23 protein-coding genes and 2 tRNA genes are annotated in these 23,335 nt (G+C 53.4%); 15 read left to right on the top strand and 10 right to left on the bottom strand.

What is annotated here, in order from left to right:
- The first annotated feature begins 96 nt into the window (after positions 1–96).
- Positions 97–1,389 carry an adenosylhomocysteinase gene (gene ahcY / locus HEQ60_RS03985; protein WP_156483277.1) on the top strand — a complete coding sequence of 431 codons (1,293 nt, stop codon included), beginning with the start codon at positions 97–99 and terminating at the stop codon, positions 1,387–1,389.
- Positions 1,390–1,462: 73 nt separating this feature from the next.
- Here ahcY and HEQ60_RS03980 read toward each other — a convergent pair whose 3' ends face one another.
- The 3 genes from HEQ60_RS03980 to HEQ60_RS03970 form a co-directional block, all read right to left on the bottom strand.
- The gene (locus tag HEQ60_RS03980; protein ID WP_168069743.1) at positions 1,463–2,215 is read right to left on the bottom strand and encodes a substrate-binding periplasmic protein; all 753 of its coding nucleotides are present in this window, start codon (positions 2,213–2,215) and stop codon (positions 1,463–1,465) included.
- A 77-nt stretch (positions 2,216–2,292) separates the two neighbouring features.
- Complete coding sequence (locus HEQ60_RS03975; RefSeq protein ID WP_168069740.1) at positions 2,293–3,045, bottom strand: substrate-binding periplasmic protein; 753 nt, start codon at positions 3,043–3,045, stop codon at positions 2,293–2,295.
- 62 nt (positions 3,046–3,107) lie between these two features.
- Positions 3,108–5,090 carry a protein-disulfide reductase DsbD family protein gene (locus HEQ60_RS03970; RefSeq protein ID WP_168069738.1) on the bottom strand — a complete coding sequence of 661 codons (1,983 nt, stop codon included), beginning with the start codon at positions 5,088–5,090 and terminating at the stop codon, positions 3,108–3,110.
- A gap of 166 nt (positions 5,091–5,256) precedes the next feature.
- Here HEQ60_RS03970 and HEQ60_RS03965 point away from each other — a divergent pair, with 166 nt between their 5' ends.
- From HEQ60_RS03965 to HEQ60_RS03950, 4 genes are all read left to right on the top strand, one after another.
- Entirely contained in the window at positions 5,257–5,832 is a 576-nt protein-coding gene (locus HEQ60_RS03965) for a YqgE/AlgH family protein (protein WP_168069736.1), read from the top strand.
- Positions 5,833–5,957: 125 nt separating this feature from the next.
- Positions 5,958–6,034, top strand: a tRNA-Arg gene (locus HEQ60_RS03960).
- A 145-nt stretch (positions 6,035–6,179) separates the two neighbouring features.
- Positions 6,180–6,404, top strand: coding sequence for a DUF6538 domain-containing protein (locus HEQ60_RS03955; RefSeq protein WP_168069734.1), 225 nt, complete (start codon positions 6,180–6,182; stop codon positions 6,402–6,404).
- A 204-nt stretch (positions 6,405–6,608) separates the two neighbouring features.
- Positions 6,609–7,301, top strand: coding sequence for a substrate-binding periplasmic protein (locus HEQ60_RS03950; RefSeq protein WP_168069732.1), 693 nt, complete (start codon positions 6,609–6,611; stop codon positions 7,299–7,301).
- Positions 7,302–7,359: 58 nt separating this feature from the next.
- Here the strand turns inward: HEQ60_RS03950 and HEQ60_RS03945 are convergent, their stop codons facing one another.
- The 6 genes from HEQ60_RS03945 to aroA form a co-directional block, all read right to left on the bottom strand.
- Positions 7,360–9,090 carry a monovalent cation:proton antiporter-2 (CPA2) family protein gene (locus HEQ60_RS03945; protein ID WP_168069730.1) on the bottom strand — a complete coding sequence of 577 codons (1,731 nt, stop codon included), beginning with the start codon at positions 9,088–9,090 and terminating at the stop codon, positions 7,360–7,362.
- Positions 9,091–9,201: 111 nt separating this feature from the next.
- Positions 9,202–9,537, bottom strand: coding sequence for a lipopolysaccharide assembly protein LapA domain-containing protein (locus HEQ60_RS03940; protein WP_168069727.1), 336 nt, complete (start codon positions 9,535–9,537; stop codon positions 9,202–9,204).
- Positions 9,537–9,821 carry an integration host factor subunit beta gene (ihfB, locus tag HEQ60_RS03935; RefSeq protein ID WP_168021294.1) on the bottom strand — a complete coding sequence of 95 codons (285 nt, stop codon included), beginning with the start codon at positions 9,819–9,821 and terminating at the stop codon, positions 9,537–9,539. The genes HEQ60_RS03940 and ihfB overlap by 1 nt, the downstream gene beginning before the upstream one ends.
- A 314-nt stretch (positions 9,822–10,135) precedes the next feature.
- Positions 10,136–11,833 carry a 30S ribosomal protein S1 gene (gene rpsA, locus HEQ60_RS03930; protein WP_168069725.1) on the bottom strand — a complete coding sequence of 566 codons (1,698 nt, stop codon included), beginning with the start codon at positions 11,831–11,833 and terminating at the stop codon, positions 10,136–10,138.
- A 77-nt stretch (positions 11,834–11,910) separates the two neighbouring features.
- The gene (cmk, locus tag HEQ60_RS03925) at positions 11,911–12,600 is read right to left on the bottom strand and encodes a (d)CMP kinase (protein WP_168069723.1); all 690 of its coding nucleotides are present in this window, start codon (positions 12,598–12,600) and stop codon (positions 11,911–11,913) included.
- Positions 12,601–12,606: 6 nt separating this feature from the next.
- Complete coding sequence (gene aroA, locus HEQ60_RS03920; protein ID WP_168069721.1) at positions 12,607–13,959, bottom strand: 3-phosphoshikimate 1-carboxyvinyltransferase; 1,353 nt, start codon at positions 13,957–13,959, stop codon at positions 12,607–12,609.
- Positions 13,960–14,118: 159 nt separating this feature from the next.
- On the opposite strand from aroA, the gene HEQ60_RS03915 reads away from it, so the two are divergent.
- The 10 genes from HEQ60_RS03915 (at position 14,119) to rfbB (ending at position 22,163) form a co-directional block, all read left to right on the top strand.
- Positions 14,119–14,487: an FYDLN acid domain-containing protein gene (locus HEQ60_RS03915; RefSeq protein WP_209315404.1), complete on the top strand. Its 369-nt coding sequence runs from the start codon at positions 14,119–14,121 to the stop codon at positions 14,485–14,487.
- A gap of 193 nt (positions 14,488–14,680) precedes the next feature.
- Positions 14,681–14,756, top strand: a tRNA-Ala gene (locus HEQ60_RS03910).
- A 344-nt stretch (positions 14,757–15,100) separates the two neighbouring features.
- Positions 15,101–15,379, top strand: a complete 279-nt coding sequence (locus HEQ60_RS10960) for an NAD-dependent epimerase/dehydratase family protein (RefSeq protein WP_168069719.1) — start codon at positions 15,101–15,103, stop codon at positions 15,377–15,379.
- A gap of 783 nt (positions 15,380–16,162) precedes the next feature.
- Positions 16,163–16,369 carry a hypothetical protein gene (locus tag HEQ60_RS10475; RefSeq protein ID WP_209315403.1) on the top strand — a complete coding sequence of 69 codons (207 nt, stop codon included), beginning with the start codon at positions 16,163–16,165 and terminating at the stop codon, positions 16,367–16,369.
- On the top strand, positions 16,369–16,920 hold the full coding sequence (locus tag HEQ60_RS03900) for a hypothetical protein (RefSeq protein WP_209315402.1): 552 nt from the start codon (positions 16,369–16,371) through the stop codon (positions 16,918–16,920). The genes HEQ60_RS10475 and HEQ60_RS03900 overlap by 1 nt, the downstream gene beginning before the upstream one ends.
- A 3-nt stretch (positions 16,921–16,923) precedes the next feature.
- Entirely contained in the window at positions 16,924–17,688 is a 765-nt protein-coding gene (locus HEQ60_RS03895) for a glycosyltransferase family 2 protein (protein ID WP_168069716.1), read from the top strand.
- Positions 17,689–17,864: 176 nt separating this feature from the next.
- Positions 17,865–18,014, top strand: a complete 150-nt coding sequence (locus HEQ60_RS10955; protein ID WP_416046629.1) for a sugar phosphate nucleotidyltransferase — start codon at positions 17,865–17,867, stop codon at positions 18,012–18,014.
- A gap of 512 nt (positions 18,015–18,526) precedes the next feature.
- Complete coding sequence (gene rfaH, locus HEQ60_RS03885) at positions 18,527–19,024, top strand: transcription/translation regulatory transformer protein RfaH (RefSeq protein ID WP_168069714.1); 498 nt, start codon at positions 18,527–18,529, stop codon at positions 19,022–19,024.
- A 105-nt stretch (positions 19,025–19,129) separates the two neighbouring features.
- Complete coding sequence (locus HEQ60_RS03880; RefSeq protein WP_209315401.1) at positions 19,130–21,064, top strand: SDR family NAD(P)-dependent oxidoreductase; 1,935 nt, start codon at positions 19,130–19,132, stop codon at positions 21,062–21,064.
- Positions 21,065–21,092: 28 nt separating this feature from the next.
- Entirely contained in the window at positions 21,093–22,163 is a 1,071-nt protein-coding gene (gene rfbB / locus HEQ60_RS03875) for a dTDP-glucose 4,6-dehydratase (RefSeq protein ID WP_168069712.1), read from the top strand.
- A gap of 47 nt (positions 22,164–22,210) precedes the next feature.
- On the opposite strand, the gene tsaD is transcribed toward rfbB, so the two are convergent.
- Positions 22,211–23,284, bottom strand: coding sequence for a tRNA (adenosine(37)-N6)-threonylcarbamoyltransferase complex transferase subunit TsaD (gene tsaD, locus HEQ60_RS03870; protein ID WP_168069710.1), 1,074 nt, complete (start codon positions 23,282–23,284; stop codon positions 22,211–22,213).
- Between the last annotated feature and the right edge of the window lie 51 nt (positions 23,285–23,335).

Raw genomic sequence — 23,335 nt, 5'->3', positions numbered from 1 at the left:
TTGTGTCTCTTTTCTGTGTCTGGTACAGACAGATCCGGCCTTTGGCGCTGCCGTGTGTCCGGGCCTGTGAATCAATCTGGAATGCGGAGCATCGCCATGAGTTTTACCGATTGCAAGGTCAAGGATATTGGGTTGGCTGACTGGGGTCGCAAGGAGATTGTGATCGCTGAAACCGAAATGCCGGGTCTGATGGCCTTGCGTGAGGAATACGGTGCCGAAAAGCCCCTGAAGGGCGCGCGGATTGCCGGTTGCCTTCACATGACAATCCAGACAGCCGTTCTGATCGAGACACTGGTTGCGCTGGGCGCTCAGGTGCGTTGGTCATCCTGCAATATTTTCTCCACACAGGATCAGGCCGCAGCTGCGATCGCTGCAGCAAAGATTCCTGTCTTTGCCTGGAAGGGAATGAGCGAGGAAGAGTTCTGGTGGTGCATTGAACAGACAATCCATGGCCCCGATGGTTGGCGCCCGAACATGATTCTGGACGATGGTGGCGACCTGACCCAGTTGATGCACGACAAGTATCCTGCATTGCTGGACGATGTTCGCGGTATCTCGGAAGAAACCACAACAGGTGTATTGCGTCTCTATGACATGGCCCGCCAGGGCAAGCTGCGTGTTCCGGCAATCAACGTCAACGACAGTGTCACCAAGTCAAAGTTTGATAACAAATACGGCTGCCGTGAGTCCTTGGTTGATGGCATCCGCCGTGCGACAGACGTTATGTTGGCCGGAAAAGTGGCTGTTGTTGCCGGCTTTGGTGATGTGGGCAAGGGTTCTGCGGAATCGCTCAGGGCTTCGGGATGCCGTGTCATCGTGACGGAAATTGATCCTATCTGCGCCTTGCAGGCTGCGATGGAAGGCTATGAAGTCACGACGATGGAAGAAGCTGCTCCGCGTGGGGATATTTTTGTCAGCACGACCGGGAATGTGGACATTATTACGGTTGACCACATGCGTGCCATGCACGACCGGGCCATCGTTTGCAACATTGGTCACTTTGATAACGAAATCCAGGTGATTGGGCTGCGTAATTTCAAGTGGCACAATGTCAAGCCTCAGGTTGACGAGATCGAGTTCCCCGACGGGAAGCGCATCATCCTGTTGGCTGAAGGGCGCTTGGTCAATCTGGGTTGCGCAACCGGTCATCCCAGCTTTGTGATGTCTGCTTCCTTTACCAACCAGGTATTGGCCCAGATTGAACTCTGGAAGAACTACGCCAGCTATCAGAAAGATGTCTATGTCCTGCCGAAGGTTCTGGATGAGAAGGTTGCCGCCCTGCATCTGGAAAAGCTGGGCGTGAAGCTGACGAAGCTGACCAAGGCCCAAGCTGACTATATTGGTGTTGGTGTCGAGGGGCCCTTCAAGTCCGACGCATACCGTTACTGACCGAACTTCTGACTGGGTTCATTCATGCAAAAGACCCCTCTGTTATAGAGGGGTCTTTTTTTTATCCTGTCTTTTATTTCAGGTGTTCCCGACGGTACGTCTCGACAATCTTGTCGTACTCTCCGCTGGCCCGGATCTTTGCCAGCCCTTCATTAAAAGTTTCATGAAGCTTCTGTGAATCCTTGATCGCACGGCTGACCAGAAAGTAACTGCGATCTTCCTGTTGCTTGTGTGTTGAGGGCGAGAAGCCATCGGTGGTGCCAAAGGTTCTTTTCAGCTCGTGGGCCACCACAATTTCGTCGTCAACAATTAGGTCAGTGCGGCTGCTTTCCAGCATGCGCATACAGCTTTCCAATGATGCCGGGCGTTGTAGCTCCATGGAATATTCGCGTATGATCTCCGTAAAGGGCTCAACAGTCCAGCCAAGGGGTACACACAGGCGCATGCTGTTCCACTCACCTTTCAGGGCTTCGATGTGCTGTGAGCGGGCGAAGAATACGCGCTTGTAGATGTGCAGAGGTTCGGAGAAGAGAAAATCTTTCTCGCGCTCGGAATCCTTGAAGTAGGGAAACGTTGCCGGGAATTCACCACTTTTTGCCTGTTCGTACCCGCGCTTCCAGGGCATCCACAGCATTTTTGGTTCGGGCATGTCCACAGCCTTGAAAACAGCGCGTACCAGAATTGTGGATAGTCCGCCTTGGGGGAGGTTCTCACCGGAATAGGGTGCATAGTCTCCGGTGACCAGGGACAGCGGTTCTTGTGCTGCAGACGGCCCCGCATACATGCAGAACAGAAGAATTGCGAGCAGGGCAGGGAAGCGTTTCATCCTGTTTCTCCGTCTGTAAGGCCGTAAAACTGCATCTGGATTGATAGAGCAGTTCAATGCCAGCAAGTTTGGGAAGATCACGGGCTGCTCAATGTATATTCCTTGGTAATACGGGCGTATTCTCCACTCTCGCGGATTGATTTCAGCCCCATGTTGAAAGCCTCAACCACTTTGTCGGCATCTGGCCACGCGCGGCTGATCATCAGATACGTTCTGTTTTCGCGGCGGTGATGTGGGGAGGCTGTAAAACCCTCTGTACTGCCGAAGGCTTGTTTGATTTCGTAAATTCCGACAATTGTTGCAGATGGTACCAGATCAACGCGCTTTCCCTGCAGCATCTTCATGCAGTGTTCCATGCTGGCCGGTTGTTGCAGTGTCAGGGAGAATGTGTCCATGATTTCGCGGAAGGTTTCTACAATCCACCCTTGAGGAATGCAGATTTTCATGTTGGCCCATGATCCGTTGACGGCATCAATGTCCAGAGAGCGGGTGAAGAATGAGACTTGGTCTATGTGGAGCGGGTCTGTGAACAGGAAGTGCTGTTCACGTTCGCTATCCTTGGCATAGGGGAACGTTGCCGCAATCTCACCGCCTTTGCTGCGTTCGTAGCCGCGCTTCCAGGATTCCCACAGAATTTCCGGCTCGGCCATATTGGCAGCTTTGAAAGCTGCCATGACCAGCTGGGTTGATATTCCGCCCCCTGGCAATGTCTGGCCGGAGTAGGGTGGGTAATCGCCTGTGACAACCGGCAATCCCTCTGCCATGGCGTATGGAGCGGGAAGGATGGCATACGCAAGCAGCAAGGCCCTCAGTGCCCTGAACAGCGTCATTCCAAGTCTCCCGCCGTTTCTGCTTATGGATAGCGGATTATAACACAGGAGCCGATTTCGCTTCAGGGAACAGTCCCGTTGTTTTCCGTAATGATATGTTTGTCAGGATATTGGGCCTGTTTCAGTGCTTCCTGTACGGTCCGGGCGGTCAGCAGTTCCGGCAGGATGATGCCGTCCGGTCGTCCCGGGCCGTAAACTGCATTAAAGGGAATGCCATATCGCCCGTGGCTGGCCATATACTGCGATATGGTCGGGTTTTGGTTGGTCCAGTCTGCCCGCATGGCAATAATTCCAGGTTGTGACAGACGTGTGGCAACAGGTTCCTGCGACAGGACAACGACCTTGTTCACTTGGCAGGTTATGCACCACCGTGCCGTGACATCGACAAAAACGGTTTGACCATTGGCAACGTGAGCGTCGATCATCTGTGTGTCGAATGCAACCCATCCTTTCCCTGGCTTGTCGGGTCCACGGTATTGGGCAAGGATGACCGTGAGCAACCAGAAGGCAGTTGCCAAGAGTGCAAGACCCATCATCTGACGCAAGCGGATCATCCAGTGTCCGGGCCGGGGCAGGCATTGCCCAAGTTTGGGAGTGATGGCCAACAGAAACCAGGGAAGGGCCATGCCAAACCCCATAACCGCGAATATCGCTATGATATCCCATGGGCCTTGTGCCAGGGCAAATCCAACAGCTGTGCCCAGAAATGGTGCCGAGCACGGGGTTGCCAGAAGGGTTGCAAAAACACCGTTGGCTATGGATGGCAGCCAGTGCGATGAGTGTGGAAGTGATTCCGTTGCCCGCGACAACCAGTTCGGGAGGCGAATATCAAACAGGCCCCAGAGATTCAGGGCAAAAACGGTCAGGATAATGACCAGAATTCCCAAGAACAGAGGGTTCTGGAACTGAATGCCCCATCCAAGGGCTGCCCCACCTGCTTTCAGTGCTGCCAGTATGATCCCAATTCCCACAAAGGTCAGCACGACGCCAATACCGGATCCAGTGAATCCCATACGTATCTCGTGTTGGTCCCGTCCGGCATGATGGGCCAGATGCAGGATTTTCAACGATAGGATTGGCAAGACGCAGGGCATCAGGTTCAGGATCAGCCCGCCAATGAAAGCCAGTCCCAGCATGGCTACCAATCCCGGCTGGGACAGTGTAGGTGACGGTGACGCGTGATCAGGTATCAGTGTGGTTTCTGTCCCCCTGTTTCCATCGACAAGGGTCAGTGTGAGGTGCTGGTCAATTGCCGGACGTGTTCCCAGCTGCGTCTCCAGATGGATCCGTTTCCTGTCGCTGCTTGTTGTAACCGTTGGTCTGCGTGTGCCGACGAATTCAGGGGTGTCCCGTATGTCGTATTCAGCGAAGATGTCTATGGCATCCGAGAAAGGCGTGTCTGATTCGGCTTCTATGCTCAGACGTGGCAGGCCGTCCTCGCCGGTTTTATACGCAGCGGACAGAATACGAAGACCGTGATGGGAACCAGGAGCTTGCCTCTTGTATGCATTGATCTGTTCGGCATCTGCAGATATGGATCCTTCTCCATCCGGCAGCGTAAGGGCCAAGTTGGCGGCTCCGGGTATGCAAATGTCCGAGCACACCAGATAGTCGACCTGTAGGCTGGCGTGGAGCGGTTTGGCCGGGTCCACGATCTGTGCCTCTATGGGCAGGGTGATATCACCTCCGTACCCAATGGTTTCAAGGCCGGCCCAGGAGAATCGTGATGGAACGGGCCAGATGATTCTGGCATCAGCCAGATTCTCCGAATTGTCCCATGACAGGGTTGGGGGAAATCCAGCGTCACCAGGATTGCGCCAATAGATTTTCCAGCCTTTTTCCAGCTCAAAGCGAAGCCCGAGCAGAAGGGCACCTTGTCCTTTTGTTGCTGTCTGTCCGGCCAGAAGACTGATACGGGCCTCTGGGGTTGTGACGAAGGAGGCGGTTCTTTCCTCTTGTGCCCGCAATGGAGATATGGAACAGGCTGTTATGAAAAGAAAAAACATTAAATGGCGCATCAGTGCCCCTTCTGGTGGCTTGGACATGACTCTGGCCACCCTCTGTTGAAAGTAAGCCAGCCAGCCATAAACCAGCCTTTCCCAATTTCCCTGTCTAGGTATCGGCCCTGCTTCGTGAGACAATCGACCAAATGCCCCGTTTTGCGCATTACATGGCTTGCACTGGCGCCCGTTAGCGAATAGATGGAGAGTCATGGGAAAAGCACAGCTCACATCAGGTTATATTGCCGGGAAATGTCTGGTCGCCATGCCAGCCATCAATGACCCGAATTTTGCTCGTACTGTCATATACGTTTGTGCCCATTCTGCGGAAGGTGCCATGGGGTTGGTTATAAACCGTCCTATCGCCCAAGTATCCTTTCCCGACATTCTGGAACAATTGGGTATTGAAAGTACACCCCATTGCAAGGATATCCGGGTTCATTTTGGTGGACCTGTTGAATCCGCGCGCGGTTTTGTCCTGCATACGGCGGAATACAGCCAGCCAGCGACCTTGACCGTTGATTCAGATATTGCGCTGACAGCGACGACAGATGTTCTGCAGGCCATTGCGGCTGGAGAGGGGCCACGTGCCAGCCTGATGGTGCTGGGTTACGCAGGTTGGAGCCCTGGTCAGCTGGACAGTGAGCTGAAGGAGAATGCTTGGCTCACGGTTGACGCCGATGAGGCCCTTCTTTTTGGCCAGGAAACGGAACAGAAGTGGGAGCGGGCCATCCGTAAACTGGGTTTTGAGCCGGCCATGTTGAGCGATATAGCCGGGCATGCCTGATCCGGCTTATGGGTTTATGCTGTGTTTTGCTGCTTTCCTGTGGTCGATTGTCGTTGCTTTAACCGGAGAACATGCAGTATTGTCCGCTTCCCCGCTGTGTAAGTGGCATGGTGGGACATTATAAAGCACTCGTAGCTCAGCTGGATAGAGTACTGCCCTCCGAAGGCAGGGGTCACAGGTTCGAATCCTGTCGAGTGCGCCATAAAAATCCCCGCGACTGAAACATGTCGCGGGGATTTTTGCTTTAAAAACAATGCATTAACGGGACCCCTTCTGCCCCCTCCGGGTTTGGGATACGTTAAACAGCGCGTTTTTGGATACATTTTTGGATACATTGGGATCGCAACGTGACCAGTCGCTATATCCTGCAACAAGGGCGTACACTCTATTTCCGGCGACGGGCCCCCATCGATCTGGCACCTCAGCTGGGTCGTTTTGTGAAGATTGCGCTCGGCACAGACAGCTTCGATGTGGCACGGCGGCTTGTCGGTCATATCAATACAAATACGGATCAATTTATCAGGCTTTTTGATCCACAAAATACAACCCGTGGGCATTCATTATTTTCATGATATGGTGGCGGGTGCTGTGGGGCTGCTTTCATCTGCATACAAAATGTGCACTAGTTTTACTCTATATAGGAGGGGACTGTTGTGGTCACTGCAATACACAAAAAACTTGGCATCATGTTGTGTTTGCGTGCAGTGTCCTTGGCTACTTTCTGCATCCTTGTGAGCAGTGTGTGGTCATCAGTTTACGCCGCTCAGAAAGTGATCTTGTACGGTGATAATGATTACGCACCTTATTCTTTTGATCGTGGTGGTAATCTTGGCGGCCTGTATGTGGATGTTTTGCAGGAAGCAGCCCGTCGTATTGCAGCGGATTACGATGTTTCCATAATGATGGTCCCGTGGAAGCGCGGCCTGAAGAGTATGGAAACAGGCGAGATTTTTGCCCTTTTCCCCCCTTATCTCCGCAAGGTAGAGCGCCCCTATATCAGCGTGTATTCCGAGCCTTTGTACGAGGAGGTTGTTGCAGTCTTCTGTACGCCGGAGGCTGCAACTCGTGTGCTCGGGCAGTCATTCCCGGATGGGTATGCCGGTATGCTTTTTGCCAATAATCTAGGATTCATAGCTGCGGGCGAGGCCTTCCAGAAGATGCGTGATGCCGGTCCAATCCGTGTGGAAGATGCCAATGGGACAGAAGTAAATATCAGGAAGCTTCTTGGAGCTCGTGTGGATTGCTATGTCAATGACCGGCTCTCGGTCCAGAGTGCTGTCAAGGCTGCCGGTGGCTCAGGATCCGAAGTTGTTGAGACAGCGGTTGTTAGCGCAGAGAAGGCTTATGTTGGATATTCAGCGCAGGCTATTGCCGTGACGCCCTGGGCCAATGATTTCATAGAGAAACTGAATGGCGCGATCAGGGAAATGAGAGCAGATGGAAGCTTGCAGCGCCTGATGACCCAGTGAATTTTTCTGGTCCATCATGGGAGGGGTATGGCCTAGGCTTGGGCTGGATCATCTCTGTTCATAGGTTCTTTTCCGAATGTCTCTCTTCCAAGGTTCTTTGTAGAATAGCGTAATTATCAGACCGGAATTGCTCCAGAACTCTTTCGACGTGTTCACCTGTTAAACCAAGATTTGTCAGGGAGGCCCGCCCCAATTGCAGGCTTGCTTCCAGCGTTTCGGGTACAGCACATGTCGCCCCGGCTTGGGTCAGATCGCAGGATTGTTCGTGATCCCGAGCCCGGCAGTGGATCGACAGCCTTGGGTACATATGGTGGATAGAAGCCAGGGCACGTGCTGTGGACAGGGGGTCATCCATCGTTAGAATAACCAAGGCAGCCTTGTCGGCATTTGCAGCACGCATTACCTCGGGGCGGCTGGCATCGCCAAAGAAAACGGGATAGCCCTTGCTGCGCCCCTGAATCACCGTATCAAGATTATGATCAAAGGCTATGTAGGTCTGCCCGGCCGCATCCAGAAGCGAAGCAATAATGCGGCCAACCCGGCCAAATCCGGCAAGGATGACGTGCCCGCTGTCTTCTTCTGACGGGATGGTTAGGGAGGTATGATGATGGGACTTGTTGGTGGTTTGTTCCATCATGCGTGCCAAGCGATGCCCGGCCGCTGCCAGAGCCGGCGTTGTTGCCATGGAAAGAGAAACTACCAAGATCAGAAGGTCTGTCAGGCCGCTTGCAATCGCTCCCTGATTCTGTGCAAATCCCAGAAGGACGAAGGCAAATTCTCCCCCCTGTGACAAGAGTAGTCCAACGCGTATGGCATTACCCCAGGAAAGTCCTGCAAGGCGTGCCAACGGAATCAGGATGACTGTTTTAATCGTGAGAAGTCCGAGCACCAGTCCGGCAATCTGCAGCCAGCTTTGCGCCAGAAGGCCGAAATCTATGGCCATGCCAACGCCCATGAAGAAAAGTCCCAGTAGAAGACCTCTGAATGGCGTGATATCTGCCTCGATCTGATGGCGGAACTCTGAATCGGCCAAAAGAAGGCCGGCCAAAAAGGCACCCATAGCCATAGACATGCCAGCGTGCTCTGTAAGCCATCCGATTCCAAGGACAATCAGCAGAATTGTAGCGGTGAAGACCTCGGCACTGTGGGAGCGCGCAACAATATGCAGAAACGGGCGCAACAGGAACCGCCCGGCCAGGGTTACTCCGATCAAAATGGCAGCCCCTTGCATGATTGCCAGACCCAGCGATGCTGTAAGAGCCACATTCTGGATAGAAAGGATGGGAACCAGGGCAAACAGAACGGGCACCATGAGGTCCTGCAGCAAAAGGACGGCAAAGCCACTTCGGCCATAAGCTGTTGCGAGCTCCCCCCGTTCGGACAGTGTTTGCAGCCCCATGGCCGTTGAGGAAAGTGCTAGCCCCAGCCCGGCAATCACAGACATGGCGGCAGGTGTTCCCAATGCCCAGGCGCAGCCACCCAGAATGGCGGCGGTCAGCGTGACCTGTGCACCACCCAGCCCAAAGACCTGTCGCCGCATCAGCCACAGGCGGCTTAACTTCATCTCTATGCCTACGATAAATAAAAGAAAGGCCACGCCAAATTCAGCCGGCCTCTGGATATCCTGCACGGATGAAATAAGCCCCAGCCCCCATGGACCGATAATAGCTCCGGCAGCTAGGTAGCCCAGAATACTGCCCAGGCGCAGGCGCCTGGCTAAGGGCACGCAAACAGCGGCCGCTGCAAGCAGTGCAAGGAGTTCTGTCAGCTGGTTTGCGTCTGCAGTCATGGATCAGTGATAAGGCACCCGTTCTTCTATCGGCCAGAGCCGCTTGTCTATTGTGCCTGTATAAGGAGAGCAAGGGCAACGGGTTATGCCATGCAAAAACACGTCTTGCCTTCAGTTGCCGGGAAGTGCCGCTTGGTCATTCTTTTCGCCGGCCTCTTTGTCAAGATTTCCGCCGATTACAGAGCGGATTTGACCCTCCAGGAACCGGGAGCGGCGTCGTTCTGCCCGTGCTGCCTTACGGGCAGGCGCTGCGGCAATCCAACCCAGGGCAAGACCGATCAGCAGTCCAACCACCAAGGGAGCAAGAGCAAGCAGATAGAGGGGTAGTTCGATGATCCACGGCAGGGGCCACAGGCCAACCTGAACAGATTCATGGTTGGCAGCTGCAAACAGAACTACGGCTATGGCCAAGGGAATGCCAGAAAGCCAGGCAAGAAACCGTAGCATCAGGATTTTGTGTTCAGAAGCTCACGCAGCTGTTTGCCGGTTTTGAAGTACGGAACAGCTTTCTCTGAAACCTCAACCGATGCCCCGGTACGTGGATTGCGTCCCAGACGGGCATCGCGCTTCTTGATCGAGAATGCGCCGAACCCGCGCAGCTCGACCCTGTCTCCATTCGCCAGGGCAGATGAAATTTCGTCGAAAATCGTCGAGACGATGCGTTCGATATCTCTCTGGTAAAGATGCGGATTTCTCTCGGCAAGCCGCGCGATCAATTCTGATTTGGTCATGTAACGTTCCCCTCTTTCAGGTCTGTCAAGGTACCCCGAACCCGACACGGGACAACAGCATTTCGGCAGAATTATCGCACGGTGGCAATACGCACCGTCAGGAAATTCATGAACGGCAGCATCCTGCCAAAGGACTTCTGGGACGTCAAGTATAAGCATATATGAATAAACGCCTTTTAGTAGTTCTGTGATCCTTTTCGTCTGTCAGGACAAAACAACAAAAAAAGCCCCCCGGACGCATGGTACCGGGAGGGCTTTCTTTTTGCCTGGTTAGCCTCGTTTATTCCGGAGGCGAACCAAAGGGATCACAAGGTTCAGTCAGCCTTGCTTTTTTCTTCCTTGGCCTGCTTCAGGGCAGCGCCAAGAATGTCACCCAACAGGGCGCCGGAATCCGTGGATCCATATTCCGCCATGGCCTGCTTTTCTTCCTCAAGTTCGCGTGCCTTGATCGACAGGCTGATCTTGCGAGTCTTGCTGTCAATGGCAGTGATCTTGGCGTCGATCTTTTCACCAACAGCAAAGCGTTCTGTGCGCTGCTCGTTGCGTTCACGCGACAGGTCGGACTTGCGAATGAAGGAAATCGCACCGTCCACTTCGACCTCAATCCCGTTGTCCTGAACGGCGGTGATCACGGCAGTAACGGTTTGTCCCTTGCGCAGGCCAGAGGCAGCAGAGGCAAACGGGTCTTCACCCAGTTGCTTGATACCCAGCGAAATACGCTCCTTCTCGATGTCAACATCCAGAACCTTGGCCTTGACCATGTCGCCACGGTTATAGGCCTTGACGGCCTCTTCCCCTGACTCGGACCATGACAGGTCAGAGAGGTGGACCATTCCGTCAATTTCGCCAGGCAGGCCAACGAACAGACCGAATTCGGTGATGTTCTTGACTTCGCCTTCAACTTCCGTACCGGCCGGATGCTGGGATGCGAAGCTTTCCCACGGGTTGCCGGCGCATTGCTTCAGGCCCAAGGAGATACGACGCTTTTCGCCGTCGACATCTAGGATCATGACTTCCACTTCCTGAGAGGTGGAAACGATCTTGCCCGGATGAATGTTCTTCTTGGTCCAGCTCATTTCCGAGACGTGGACAAGGCCTTCGACGCCAGCTTCCAGTTCGACAAAGGCACCGTAGTCGGTGATGTTGGTCACGCGACCGATGAAGCGTGTTCCAACCGGGTATTTGGCAGCAACGCCTTCCCATGGGTCAGCTTCCAGCTGCTTCATGCCAAGCGAAATGCGCTGGGTTTCCGCATTGAAGCGAATGACCTGAACCTTGACGGTCTGACCGATGTTCAGGGCCTCGGACGGATGGGTCACGCGCTTCCAGGAAATATCGGTGACGTGCAGCAGGCCATCGACGCCGCCCAAATCAACGAAGGCACCATAGTCGGTGATGTTTTTGACAACACCATCCAAAATCATGCTTTCCTTCAGGCCGGACATCAGCTTCGCGCGTTCTTCGGCACGGCTTTCTTCCAGAACAGCGCGGCGGGAGACAACGATGTTGCCACGGGCGCGGTCCATTTTCAGGATCTGGAAGGTTTGCGGCTGACCCATCAGCGGGCCAATATCGCGCACCGGGCGAATATCAACCTGCGATCCCGGAAGGAAGGCCACAGCTCCGGACAGATCAACAGTGAAGCCACCCTTGACGCGCCCGAAGATAATCCCTTCCACGCGCTGGCTGGCGGTAAAGGTCTTTTCCAGATCGTTCCAGGCCTCTTCGCGGCGTGCCTTGTCGCGGGACAGGACAATCAGTCCGTCGCGGTCTTCGTAGCGCTCCACAAACACATCGATCTGGTCGCCGGCTTTCAGCTCGACTTCTTCTCCGGTGCGGGAGAATTCTTTCAGGGCAATGCGTCCTTCGGACTTCAGGCCGACATCAACAAGGGCAAAGTCGCCGTCGATGCGCAGGACCGTTCCACGCAGGACCGTTCCTTCAATGCCGCGTTCGGCGGACAGGGATTCATCAAGAAGAGCCTCAAAGCTCTCAAAAGTGGCATCAACCATAGGTAAACATCTTCCTTTCATACATTACATTTCCGGCCACGGGTTGGATCCCGAGGTCTTCCGCGATTCGCGGCCTATTACCCACAGGCAGCGTTGTGCCTGTCTACAACAAGACCCTTTTGCCGAACATAGTCCAAGGCAGCCAGGAAGGCCGCCTCAGCGTCCATGTCGGTGGTATCAAGCACCAAGGCGTCCACAGGGCGGGCCAAAGGTGCGACAGAGCGTTCTGTGTCGCGCCGGTCCCGTTCCCTGATATCGGCAAGGATTTCGGACTCTATACCCTCTATTCCCCGGCTCTGCAACTCCAGCAGCCGACGACGGGCACGTTCTTCTACGCTTGCGGTTATAAACAGTTTGACCGTAGCGTCCGGGCAGACAACTGTGCCGATATCGCGCCCATCCAGAACAGCTCCGGGTCGGTTCTCCGGTGGATTGGTGGCAAATGTGCGCTGTAGGTCCAGCAGGGCATGGCGTACATCGGGGATAGCGGCAACCTGGCTGGCGGCTTGTCCTGTTGCTTCACTCCGCAGCTCGCTGTGTCCGGACAAGCGGCTGATCTCGGCTGGCGTCAGGGACCGTGCGGCGTCGCAGGCTGTCTTTGTATCATCTGTACGAGCCCCGCTGCGCAGCACTTTCATGCCGACAATTCGGTACAGGATACCGGTATCCAGATAAGCATAGCCAAGGGCAGAGGCCAGCCGGCGGGCCAAGGTTCCTTTTCCGGCGGCAGCCGGGCCGTCAACGGTGACAACGACGGGATGTGTCATGGTTTCCTACTCTTCCGGGGCTAGGGTGATGCGGGCACCCAGGCTGTTCATAAGATTCGCAAAATCAGGGAAGCTGGTATCAATGGCGCGGGCATCATCAACAGAAACCGGCGTTCTTGTGGCCATTCCGAGGACCAGAAAGCTCATTCCTATGCGATGATCAAGCTGTACGGCAATCATCTTCCCACCCTCTGGTTGCTTTCCTGTGCCCTGGATAATTAAATCATCGCCTTCTGTGCGGGCATTCACGCCACAGGACAGAAGACCGTCTGTCATCAGGGCCAGGCGGTCGCTTTCCTTGATCCGCAGCTCCCCAAGGCCATTCATACGTGTTTCACCGCTGGCAAAGGCCGCAACAACCGACAGGATTGGGTATTCGTCGATCATGCTGGGGGCTCGTTCTGCCGGCACATTGATGCCTTTCAGAGGGCTGTGACGGACGACCAAGTCGGCAACGGGTTCACCGTTTTCATCGCGTACGTTTTCAAAATGGATATCAGCTCCCATCTCCTGCAGGGTCTTGTAAAGACCGATTCGCGAGGGGTTGATACACACATTGGTCAGGGTCAGGTGACTGCCGGGTACGATCAAGGCTGCTGCGACCGGGAATGCGGCAGAGGAAGGGTCTGCCGGCACGCGGACAGTTTGACCGGTCAGTTCCGGGTGTCCGGTCAGGGTAATGATGCGCCCTGCGCCGTGTTCCTCTACCTGGATGTCAGCGCCGAAGGCTTTCAACATGCGTTCAGTGTGATCCCGCGATGGTGAGGGTTCTACTACGCGGGTTTGGCCGGGTGTATTGAGTCCGGCAAGCAGGATGGCACTCTTTACCTGTGCTGATGCAACAGGCAGCGTGTAGTCAAGTGGGAGGGGGCGTTCTGTCCCGGTTATAGTGACGGGAAGTCGTCCCCGGGTACGGCTGAGAAAGCGGGCCCCTGTTTTCTCAAGTGGATTTGTAACCCGTGCCATGGGGCGGCTGCGCAGGGATGCGTCGCCGGTCAGGACTGCGGTGAAGGGATGGCTGGACAGAAGTCCCATCAGCAGCCGCGCCCCTGTTCCCGCGTTGCCCATGTCCAGAACATCATCGGGTTCAGCCAGTCCGCCAACGCCCCGTCCGGAGAGAATCCACCGTCCGCCGGATTCCTTGCGGACGGTTGCTCCCAGTTTTTGCATGGCTTCGGCCGTCCGCAAGACGTCCTCCCCCTCCAGGAGTCCTTCAATAACGGTTTCACCAACGGATATGGCGCCAAGCATCAGTGCCCTGTGCGATATGGATTTATCGCCGGGAACCCTGATTGTGCCAGACAAGGGGGATGCTGCTTGTGACCGTAGGGTAACAGGACGCGCGGGTGCCGAACTCATTTGTAAACTCCGCTTATCGGTGCGCTGTGTCAGTGGACGCAGGCCATCCGATAGCACAGAGAGGCGCTTGGTGGTAGAGATCATGCGGTGGTTTGTATCCCGATCTGTTTTTTGCTTTTGACAGGGACCACGTTCGATGGCAAATGCGGCATTGACCGTATGACGTTCACAAGATCTGGAGGTTTTCTGGTGGCCAAGCCGGAATGGGGCAGCAAGCATACCTGCACAACGTGCAGTGCCCGTTTTTATGATATGTGTAAAGACCCTGTCGTGTGTCCAAAGTGTGGAGCCATCCACGAAAAGGATGCCGCGCCTAAAATCAAGCGTGGTGGCAAGGGGGCCCGCGGGGATGCGCCTCGCAAGGTTGTTGCTGCCGTGGCTGCTGTGGGTGAAGACGACCTGGATGAGCCGCTGCTGGGTGATGAGGATGACGATGCCCTGATTGAGGATGCTTCGGATCTGGGTGAAGACGACGATGACATGGCCGAGGTGATGGATCATCTGGAGGCCGGCGACAGCGACGAGTGATGTTGCTGGGATCCTTGCTGCGGGCCAAGTAGTGCTCTGTGAAAACACCGGAATCTTCACCCTAGGTTTCCGGTGTTTTTCGTGTCGGCGGCAAAAAATGGGAACGCATGATTTTTCTCTTGCGAACCTTGCGTCAAGCCCTTATAAGTCCGCGCACACCGTGAGGAATATCCCATGATTCCTCAAGCAGTACGGGGCTGTAGCTCAGTTGGGAGAGCGCTACAATGGCATTGTAGAGGTCAGCGGTTCGATCCCGCTCAGCTCCACCAGTACTTAAACTCCATACGCCATACGTTGGAGTTTTTTGTTACGTACAGGCATCTACACTGCGACGAAAGCTGAGCTTTAGCGAATATGAAAGCGTCCCGGCTGAGCTGATGAAGTGGGTCTGGGCGAAGCTAACCGCACTGATGCGATGGCGCCAAGCTGAAGGACTTTCTTACGCAAAGCAGGGGCGGGGTGACAAGTCTAGGCCGCATTTTGCCTTGGCAAGCCTGAATTTTGTGATGCAAGCAATCTAAAATTAATCGCCGGTCGCTGGTTCTTGGCAATATGGTTGAGCGCATCGTTACTGGTCATTGTGGGGAAATAGATCTGCCCTACGGTATTCCGTGTGTACTTTTTAACCGAGAAGCCTGATAAAGCCTACCTCGTTGCTGCCGAGGTGAGTGGAAATTGTGTCAGCCATAAGTATGCATACTCATTTATCGATGATGGCATCAAAGTTCAAGCAATCATCATTGATGCTTGCTTACGTGTCGGGGTCAGGCCAATCCTGTTCCCAGGATCCACCTGTATATATCCCAAGTTGGCTCAGCGGCCCATTGAAGTTTATGAACAAGCTCTGGGTTTGTGCGGAGATTGCCAGTGGCAGGCTGTACAAGAGGCGTAGCCGACAGGATGGTGGCTACCCATAGGGGGATTACTGTCGTGTCAATCGGCCTCCACGTGCGTGGTGGTAATTGCTGCGCTGAAAGAACCTGAGTCATTCCAGCATTAATGAATCCGGTGCTCTTATGCCCTTGGGGGCATAGGTGCTCTGGAGTGCATATTTCTGTATGTAGATGGCATGCGCTCCTGCGCATGTGTCTATATCATATGGAATCAACATATTGATATCTTTGATTTTCTTGTGCAGATATTTCCGCGATTTGTCGCGGTTTTGTGAGGGGCTGCATCTGCGAAAAATACGGTGTTCCCGTGGGATCTGTTCCGAGGTTCAAAATATTGCTTATTGAGCTCGGATTCTACCATGTTTCTGCCATTTATTGGAATGGCGTGTGGGGTGTATCGACATCATGATTCTGCAGTCAAAGATGCCGTTTTTGCCGGCTATCCAACCAAGTGTTTTGATATTGTGTTTTCAGCTTGCTTGCTCATGCCGAGTCTATCCAATAAACGGCATGTGTGTTTGCTCTTTATGCTATCTTTCACCGTTGTGCCTATGGCTTGGCGGCAACCCCGGTCAGTGATATCGCAAGCGGGCTTATGGTAATGGGTGCCGTAGAGGGCTATGAAAGAAGGGTGGGTTGGCATTGGTTGCCCCGCACCCCCTTTAGGAGAGTGTATGGGGGGATTTGCCAGTCTCACGCATGTGTGTAGTAAAGATAGAATTATGGCAACGCGTTATTTTTGTACGCTTTTTTATAGAGGTTATCTCCTTAAAGGCTTGGCTATGATACGTAGCTTGGCGCGTTGTTGTCCGGATATGAAGATTCATGTGCTTTGCATGGATGACAAAGCCAAGTCTATTCTCAAACAATTAGGCGTCAATATTGTTGATCTGGCTGATGTTGAGGATGATGACCTGCTCAATGTCAAAGCGGAACGGGGGGTTGTCGAGTATTGCTGGACACTTTCATCTTTTTTACGCGGTACGTGATGCAGAAGAATCCAAGAATAGGACTTCTGACGTGTGTTTATGCTGGTCTTCTCTTTTATTCCAACATAGAGCCATTATTCGATGAAATTGGTGATTCATCAATTGCTATCGTCCTGAAGATGGAAAAATGGGGGATTGAAAGTATTTGGATGAATGGCCTGATCGTTACTCTTCCTGTCATATTATTATGCATCCAGGATGCCGGGATTGCACCTTGGAATTATGCACAATACCATTCTGTTCACGATACAGACGGAAATGTTACAGTTGATGGTGCATCGCTCATTTTTTACCATTTCCACCAGTTTCAGCTTTTTGAAAACGGAAGTGATCGCCTGCCATCCTTCTATACGTCGGAATGTCCAGAGCCTGTTGCCGTATATGAGCGCTATGAGGAAGAGTTGAGGGAGTATCTGAGTATCGTACGGGCTGTTGACCCGTCTTTCAGTGGCGGTATGAAGCCCGTCTCGCGTATGATCTGTCGCCATTCTGTCCAGAAATTTGTCCCTATGTGGGCTAAAGACAGTGCGCGTCGTTTTCTGTGTTGTTGAGCCATGAAAGCCACCCCTCTTATCTCTGTTATTACTGTCTGTTACAACAGTGCTGCTACGTTGGAGCGAACATTGCGGTCTGTTGCAGACCAGGATTGGCGATTCGTAGAACATATTGTTATTGATGGCGCTTCAACAGATGATACCCCAGCTATCATTGAGCGTTTCCGTTCACGGCTGTCCCACGTTGTCAGTGAGCCGGATTGCGGTATTTACGATGCAATGAATAAGGGGCTTGAACGTGCAAGCGGTGACATAGTCTGTTTCCTGAATGCGGACGATCATTACGCAGATCCTCAGGTCCTGTCGCGGGTTGCATCGCAGATGTACGAGCTGGATCTTGATGTTCTGATGGGCGATGTCGGTTTTTTCCGTGTGCAGGATATCTCGCGTATTGTGCGTCGTTATCATTCTGGCCGATTCCGTCCCAGTCTACTTGCTTGGGGTTGGATGCCTGCTCATCCTGCGCTTTTTCTGAGTCATGCCGTTGTGCAGCGTGTAGGACGTTTCAAGGTTGATTATCGCATTGCAGGCGATTTTGAATACATTGTTCGTGTTTTCCAGGATCAGGCCTTACGTTACCATCATCTTCCTGAGATTTTGGTGCGTATGCAGGTTGGCGGTGTCAGTACGAATGGTTGGCATTCCATGATGATGCTCAATAAGGAAGTCGTTCGCGCCTGTCGAGAAAATGGATTGAAAACAAATATAATAAAGATATTGTCAAAATACCCTATGAAGTTAATGGAGTTTATTGTTTCTTGGTGAAAATATGTGACCGCAAGTATTGTTTATGTATATTTATTTTTATCAGCTAGTGTTATTTATAATGATGTGAGCCATGTCAATGCTCTTGAGATGGTGTTGTTGATTTAAATCATTATTGTTTCTCTGGATCTAATGTTGTTCATGGGTGTGACATTGCCGCAGGTCTTCATCCCTCAGTGCGTGGCGAATTGGAGATTACTGATGTGAATAATCAGTATCTCAAGCAAGGCCAGTTAAGCGTTGAAATTATGGGGCGTGGTTATGCTTGGCTGGATACCGGGATGCACGTCCTTGCCGGAGGCAGCTCAGTTTATTTCAACGCTTGAGAAGCGACAGGGTCTCAAGGTGGCGTGCCCCGAGGAGATCGCTTACCATGCAGGTTGGATTGATGAATCCCAAATTGAGCGTCTTGCGGTGCCATTTCTAAACAATAGTTATTGTCCGTGCTTTGTAGGCCTGTTATCGTAGCAAATATTAATCCAATATATGACTTTATCGTGTGATAAATATTTTTTATTGGATTGTCAATTGTATTAATGCCTTGTTTTACATTTTTATATTTTGTGATATTATATGTTCTATTTGCTGTTATTTGTATATTTACCACCTTATCTATTCTTGGGTGGTATGTCATATCTTCCGCTATCAATGGTTTATCGTCATAAATTGTTCCTTACTTATTCTGTAGGTGTAATGTCTTGTTTCTAAGGGTTGTCTATTTTTTTAATCTCAAATCATTCTTGATGCTATTGCTGGTTAGTGGTAGCAGAAACACATGATCATTGTTGGGGGCTGTGTATTGCTCCTGTTGAGCCGCACCGCAGGGATGCTGACGAATATGCAATGGTACCTGATACACGCTAAGCCAAGGCAAGAACAACGGGCGCTTCTCAATCTGGAACGTCAGGGCTATCTCTGCTACCTGCCGCTTTTCTCTTGTGAAAGAATCATCCAGAGAGAGAAAAAAGTTGTGCAGGAGCCGCTCTTCCCCCGTTACCTGTTTATTCGCTTGGACGGGGGGAGCCCGGCAAGGGGACTGGCGCCCGTACGCTCTACACTAGGGGTAAGTCGTTTGGTCAGTTTCGGAGCTGAGCCGGCGCGTATTGACGGTCAGCTGTTGGATTTCCTAAGGCTTAGGGAATCGAGGTCACTTGCGAGTCCTGAGTCTGTTTTCCAGTCTGGTGAGCGCGTTCTTCTTTCGGGTGGGCCTTTCGCTGGTATAGAGGCTGTGTATCAGATGGATGATGGTGAACAGAGGGCCATGGTGCTCATCGAGTTTCTGAGCAAGCCCGTTACGCTGCGGGTGTCCCAGGCCAGCCTGTGCAAGATTGTCTGATACAGTCTGGCTCTGTTTTCTGTGATTGGCCCAAATGTCGGTTCGCCTATATGGTCCGGGCTGCTCCTTGTTTTAGACTTTGGCGCTAATAGGTGAGTTAGCTTTTTGATTCAATATATCCTGACCAAATCGGCCCTGCCCGTGCTGTCCCTCTCCCGGATGGCCAAGAGGCTTGTTGTCTTGACCATAGATTCTGGTTTGTGTGTTCTTTGCGTGTGGTTGGCACTGGGAATACGGCTGGGTTCTTTTGTGGCATTGTCCGGGCCTGCGCTGTGGGCCAGTCTTCTTGCTGTGGCGACAGCTCTCCCGGTTTTTGTTGTTTTTGGACTGTATCGAGCCGTCTTCCGGTATGCGGGGTGGCAAGCCCTGATGGCTATGACCTCGGCTACTGCTGTTTTTGGTCTTGTGTATGCGACGATTGTTGCGGTGATTGGCATTCCGGGTGTTCCGCGTACGGTTGGTATTCTGGTTCCTGTCCTTGTTTTGTTGTGTGTCGGTGCGTCACGGGCTATGGCCCGTCTTTGGCTTGGGGGTTTGTATCAAGATCAGATGCGTCGTGCCGCCTTGCCCCGCTCGTTAATCTATGGTGCAGGATCGACCGGGCGCCGCCTTGCTGCCGCAATGGTCAATAGTCAGGATCGCTGTGTAATCGGTTTCCTGGATGATGATGACCGCCTGCACGGCCACAGGCTGGATGGACTCCCTCTATACAGCCCTGATGATCTGTCCAGTCTGGTTGTGACCCTTGATATTCGTGAGGTTATACTTGCCCTGTCGTCCATATCGCGTGGTCGGCGCAACCAGATCCTTGCGCGCCTTCTGAAAGCTGGTGTTGCTGTCCGTACTGTTCCCGGGGATCCCTCTCACCCTGCTGCAGTCGCGCGTCTGGATGTTGATGATGTTTTGATGCGGGAGACAACGGCGCCAAACTATATTCTTCTGTCACGCCATGTATCCGGAAAGGTTGTTTTGGTAACAGGTGCGGGGGGAGTGATCGGCAGTGAGTTGTGCCGCCAGCTGATGCGTCTTGAACCACATACGATTCTTCTGGTGGATCACAGTGAGTATACACTTGCGCCTTTGTATCAGTCCTTGATTCACGTTAAAGATGAAACTTCCGTTCGCCTGATTCCACTTCTGGCATCGGTCTGTGATGAAGATCGTATGCATGAAATTATGGCGACCTGGAAGCCCGATATTATCTACCATGCTGCTGCTTACAAGAATGATGCCTTGGTTGAGCATAATCCGATCGAGGCGATCAAAGTCAATACGCTGGGGATATTGACCGTTGCCAGGGCGGCCTTGGAGCATGGTGTTCCAAATTGTATGTTGGTCAGCACAGACCAAGCCGTGTGTCCGACGACGATTATGGGTGCCAGCAAAAGGCTGGCAGAAATGATTTTGCAGTCTTTGGCACTGGAAAAGGGTGTGACTTGTTTCTCATCTGTCCGATTCGGGGTTGTCTTTGAGCCTTCTGATGCCATCTTAGCATGCATGTATCGCCAGATTCGTGAAGGTGGTCCGGTGCTGATTTCTCATGCGCAGGATGCCCGCTGTTTCATGAGAGTGGAGGAGGCCGCCTGTTTGATCATTCAGGCTGCCGCGTTGAGCCGGGGGGGGGAAGTTTTTCGTCTGGATATGGGGCAGCCAGTTCTTTTGAGTGACCTTGCCCGACGTATGATTGCCTTCTCTGGTCTGACTGTCCGGGAAGACGAGAACCCGGATGGAACTATCCGGATCGATGCCCCTGCCCCTGATTCCACACTGAATCCTGTCGGCAGCTCTGCCTCTTCAATCCGTACCCCGCATCCCCGTATTCTTATGGATCATGAACCGGATGTGCCAGCGTGGTCGTCTTTGCAGGACCAGCTGAATGCGTTCTACTTGGCACTTGCTGTCAATGATGTGGGTGTGGGGCGTCGTATGCTTGAACAGATGGTTCCATCCTATCAGCCGGGTCAGGCGATTGTGGATTGGGTACTCCTTGAACAAGAAGCGGAAGCAGATGCTCTGGAGGGTAATGGTGACCGTACGTAATTGAGGTCGTTTGAAGGGGTAGGGGGGAATGATTTTGGTAACCGGTGGTGCTGGATTTATCGGTGCCAATTTTATTCTGGATTGGCTTGCCGTTTCTGATGAGCCAATCGTTAATCTCGACAAGCTGACCTATGCCGGGAATATCCAGAATCTGGATGCCCTGCGCCATGATACCCGCCACACCTTTGTTCGGGGCGATATCGGTGATCACGACCTTGTATCGGATCTGTTGTCCCGCTATCAGCCGCGTGCCGTGATCAACTTTGCAGCCGAGTCCCACGTTGATCGTTCGATTGATGGGCCGGAGGCTTTTATCCAGACCAACATTGTGGGAACGTTCCGCCTTCTGGAGGCAGTTCGTGCTTTCTACGGGTGCATGAATGCCGTGATGAAAACACGTTTTCGTTTTCTGCATGTATCGACAGACGAGGTTTATGGGTCTCTGGACGAAACGGCGCCAGCGTTTACAGAAGACAATCGTTATATGCCCAACAGTCCGTATGCTGCCAGTAAGGCCGCTTCGGATCATCTTGTCAGGGCGTATCACCACACCTATGGTCTTCCGGTTCTGACAACCAACTGTTCCAACAATTATGGGCCATTCCAGTTTCCTGAGAAACTGCTTCCCCTTTGCATCCATAATGCAATGGCCGGCAAGCCATTGCCGATTTACGGGGATGGGCAGAATGTCCGTGACTGGCTGTATGTGAAGGATCACGGTGCAGCGATCCGCAGGGTTCTGGAGGTTGGTGTGCCGGGTGGGACCTATAATATTGGCGGATGCAGCGAGAGTACAAATCTCGATCTTGTCCGGATGGTATGCAGGATCCTGGACGAGCAGAGACCCCGTGCCGATGGCGCTTCATACCTTGAGCAGATCACATATGTTCGGGACCGTCCCGGGCATGATCGCCGCTATGCCATCGATGCAACAAAAATTCGCGATGAACTCGGGTGGTATCCGGCCGAAAGCCTTGATACAGGTCTGCGCAAGACGGTGTGCTGGTATCTGGAGCATCAGGACTGGTTACAGCAGGTTGCAAGTGGTGCCTATCGTGAATGGGTTCAGCACCATTATGAGCCAAGCCGCCAGGGCTGATCTGGACCTTGCGCCCGGGTACGGCGCAAGGTCTTCTGTTTCACCTGTCAGGCTTTGACAGCACCGGCACCGGTTGATTTCGGAGCATTTGGGTCCAGTGGCCAGCGTGGTCTGGGCCGGAAATCCAGAGGGTCCGTGTGCCCCCGTTCCAGATGCTCTGCCCCCGTCCAGGCGATCATTGCGGCGTTGTCCGTGCACCACCGCAGGGGTGGGGCGACAAATTCAAGGCCGTGCTGTATTGCCGCATCCTGTAACATATGGCGCAGCGCCATATTGGCGGCGACGCCACCGGCTGCAACCAGAGTCCGCCCTTGCGGCCATCGATCCTGGAACAGGCGGATGGCGAGGTGTATACGGTCGGATACGGCATCAACCACCGCAGCCTGGAATCCTGCAGCCAGATCTTGGCGGTCCTGTTCGGACAGGGATCCTGGTGGTAGTTTCTCCACGGTCTGTCGTACGCTGGTTTTCAGCCCCGAGAAACTGAAGTCACACCCCGGGCGCCCTTTCATGGGGCGGGGCAGCCGGAAGCGGTCAGCCTTGCCCAAGACGGCAGCTTGCTCTAGGGCCGGTCCACCCGGGTAGCCCAGACCAAGCATCTTGGCTACCTTGTCAAAGGCTTCCCCCGCAGCATCGTCAATTGTGGTGCCCAGCCGGTGGCAGCGACCAACATCTTCCACCACCAGAATTTGGCAATGCCCGCCTGAAACCAGCAGCAGCAGGTATGGGAATGCGACGTCATGACTCAGGCGTGGGGTCAGGGCGTGACCTTCCAGATGGTTGACCGCGATAAAGGGACGCTTATGGACCATGGCCAAGGTCTTGGCCGTCATGACCCCCACAATGACCCCCCCGATCAGACCCGGTCCGCCGGTGGCGGCGATGCCGTCCAGATCCGCAAATGTGCATCCGGCCTGGGTCATGGCCTCGTGTACCATGCGATCAATGTGGTCGAGATGGGACCGCGCGGCAATCTCGGGCACAACGCCGCCATATGCCCTGTGCTCATCCAGCTGGCTCAGGATGGATTCGCCGCGTATGCGCTCACCACAGGGTGCATGGCTGTCCACGATTGCGGCTGCTGTTTCATCGCAGCTGGTTTCAATGCCCAGAACACGCATGATGCTGATTTAGTCCTTCACTTGCCCGAAGCAAGCCCTTACAACACAGGA

Origin of the sequence: Haematospirillum sp. H1815 (assembly GCF_012102705.1) — a bacterium.
Taxonomy (GTDB): Bacteria; Pseudomonadota; Alphaproteobacteria; order Rhodospirillales; family Rhodospirillaceae; genus Haematospirillum.
The sequence above is the reverse complement of the archived record's forward strand: the minus strand, read 5'-3'. Positions and strand labels throughout refer to the sequence as shown.

Coding starts and splice junctions, on each gene's coding strand:
- HEQ60_RS10475 (WP_209315403.1), top strand. CDS start 16,163: ATGATACGTAGCTTGGCGCGTTGTTGTCCGGATATGAAGATTCATGTG.
- cmk (WP_168069723.1), bottom strand. CDS start 12,600: ATGACACATCCCGTCGTTGTCACCGTTGACGGCCCGGCTGCCGCCGGA.
- HEQ60_RS03915 (WP_209315404.1), top strand. CDS start 14,119: ATGACGTTCACAAGATCTGGAGGTTTTCTGGTGGCCAAGCCGGAATGG.
- ihfB (WP_168021294.1), bottom strand. CDS start 9,821: ATGACCAAATCAGAATTGATCGCGCGGCTTGCCGAGAGAAATCCGCAT.
- ahcY (WP_156483277.1), top strand. CDS start 97: ATGAGTTTTACCGATTGCAAGGTCAAGGATATTGGGTTGGCTGACTGG.
- rfbB (WP_168069712.1), top strand. CDS start 21,093: ATGATTTTGGTAACCGGTGGTGCTGGATTTATCGGTGCCAATTTTATT.
- HEQ60_RS03945 (WP_168069730.1), bottom strand. CDS start 9,090: ATGACTGCAGACGCAAACCAGCTGACAGAACTCCTTGCACTGCTTGCA.
- rpsA (WP_168069725.1), bottom strand. CDS start 11,833: ATGGTTGATGCCACTTTTGAGAGCTTTGAGGCTCTTCTTGATGAATCC.
- HEQ60_RS03895 (WP_168069716.1), top strand. CDS start 16,924: ATGAAAGCCACCCCTCTTATCTCTGTTATTACTGTCTGTTACAACAGT.
- rfaH (WP_168069714.1), top strand. CDS start 18,527: ATGCAATGGTACCTGATACACGCTAAGCCAAGGCAAGAACAACGGGCG.
- tsaD (WP_168069710.1), bottom strand. CDS start 23,284: ATGCGTGTTCTGGGCATTGAAACCAGCTGCGATGAAACAGCAGCCGCA.
- HEQ60_RS03940 (WP_168069727.1), bottom strand. CDS start 9,537: ATGCTACGGTTTCTTGCCTGGCTTTCTGGCATTCCCTTGGCCATAGCC.
- aroA (WP_168069721.1), bottom strand. CDS start 13,959: ATGAGTTCGGCACCCGCGCGTCCTGTTACCCTACGGTCACAAGCAGCA.
- HEQ60_RS03970 (WP_168069738.1), bottom strand. CDS start 5,090: ATGTCCAAGCCACCAGAAGGGGCACTGATGCGCCATTTAATGTTTTTT.
- HEQ60_RS03900 (WP_209315402.1), top strand. CDS start 16,369: ATGCAGAAGAATCCAAGAATAGGACTTCTGACGTGTGTTTATGCTGGT.
- HEQ60_RS03980 (WP_168069743.1), bottom strand. CDS start 2,215: ATGAAACGCTTCCCTGCCCTGCTCGCAATTCTTCTGTTCTGCATGTAT.
- HEQ60_RS03975 (WP_168069740.1), bottom strand. CDS start 3,045: ATGACGCTGTTCAGGGCACTGAGGGCCTTGCTGCTTGCGTATGCCATC.
- HEQ60_RS03965 (WP_168069736.1), top strand. CDS start 5,257: ATGGGAAAAGCACAGCTCACATCAGGTTATATTGCCGGGAAATGTCTG.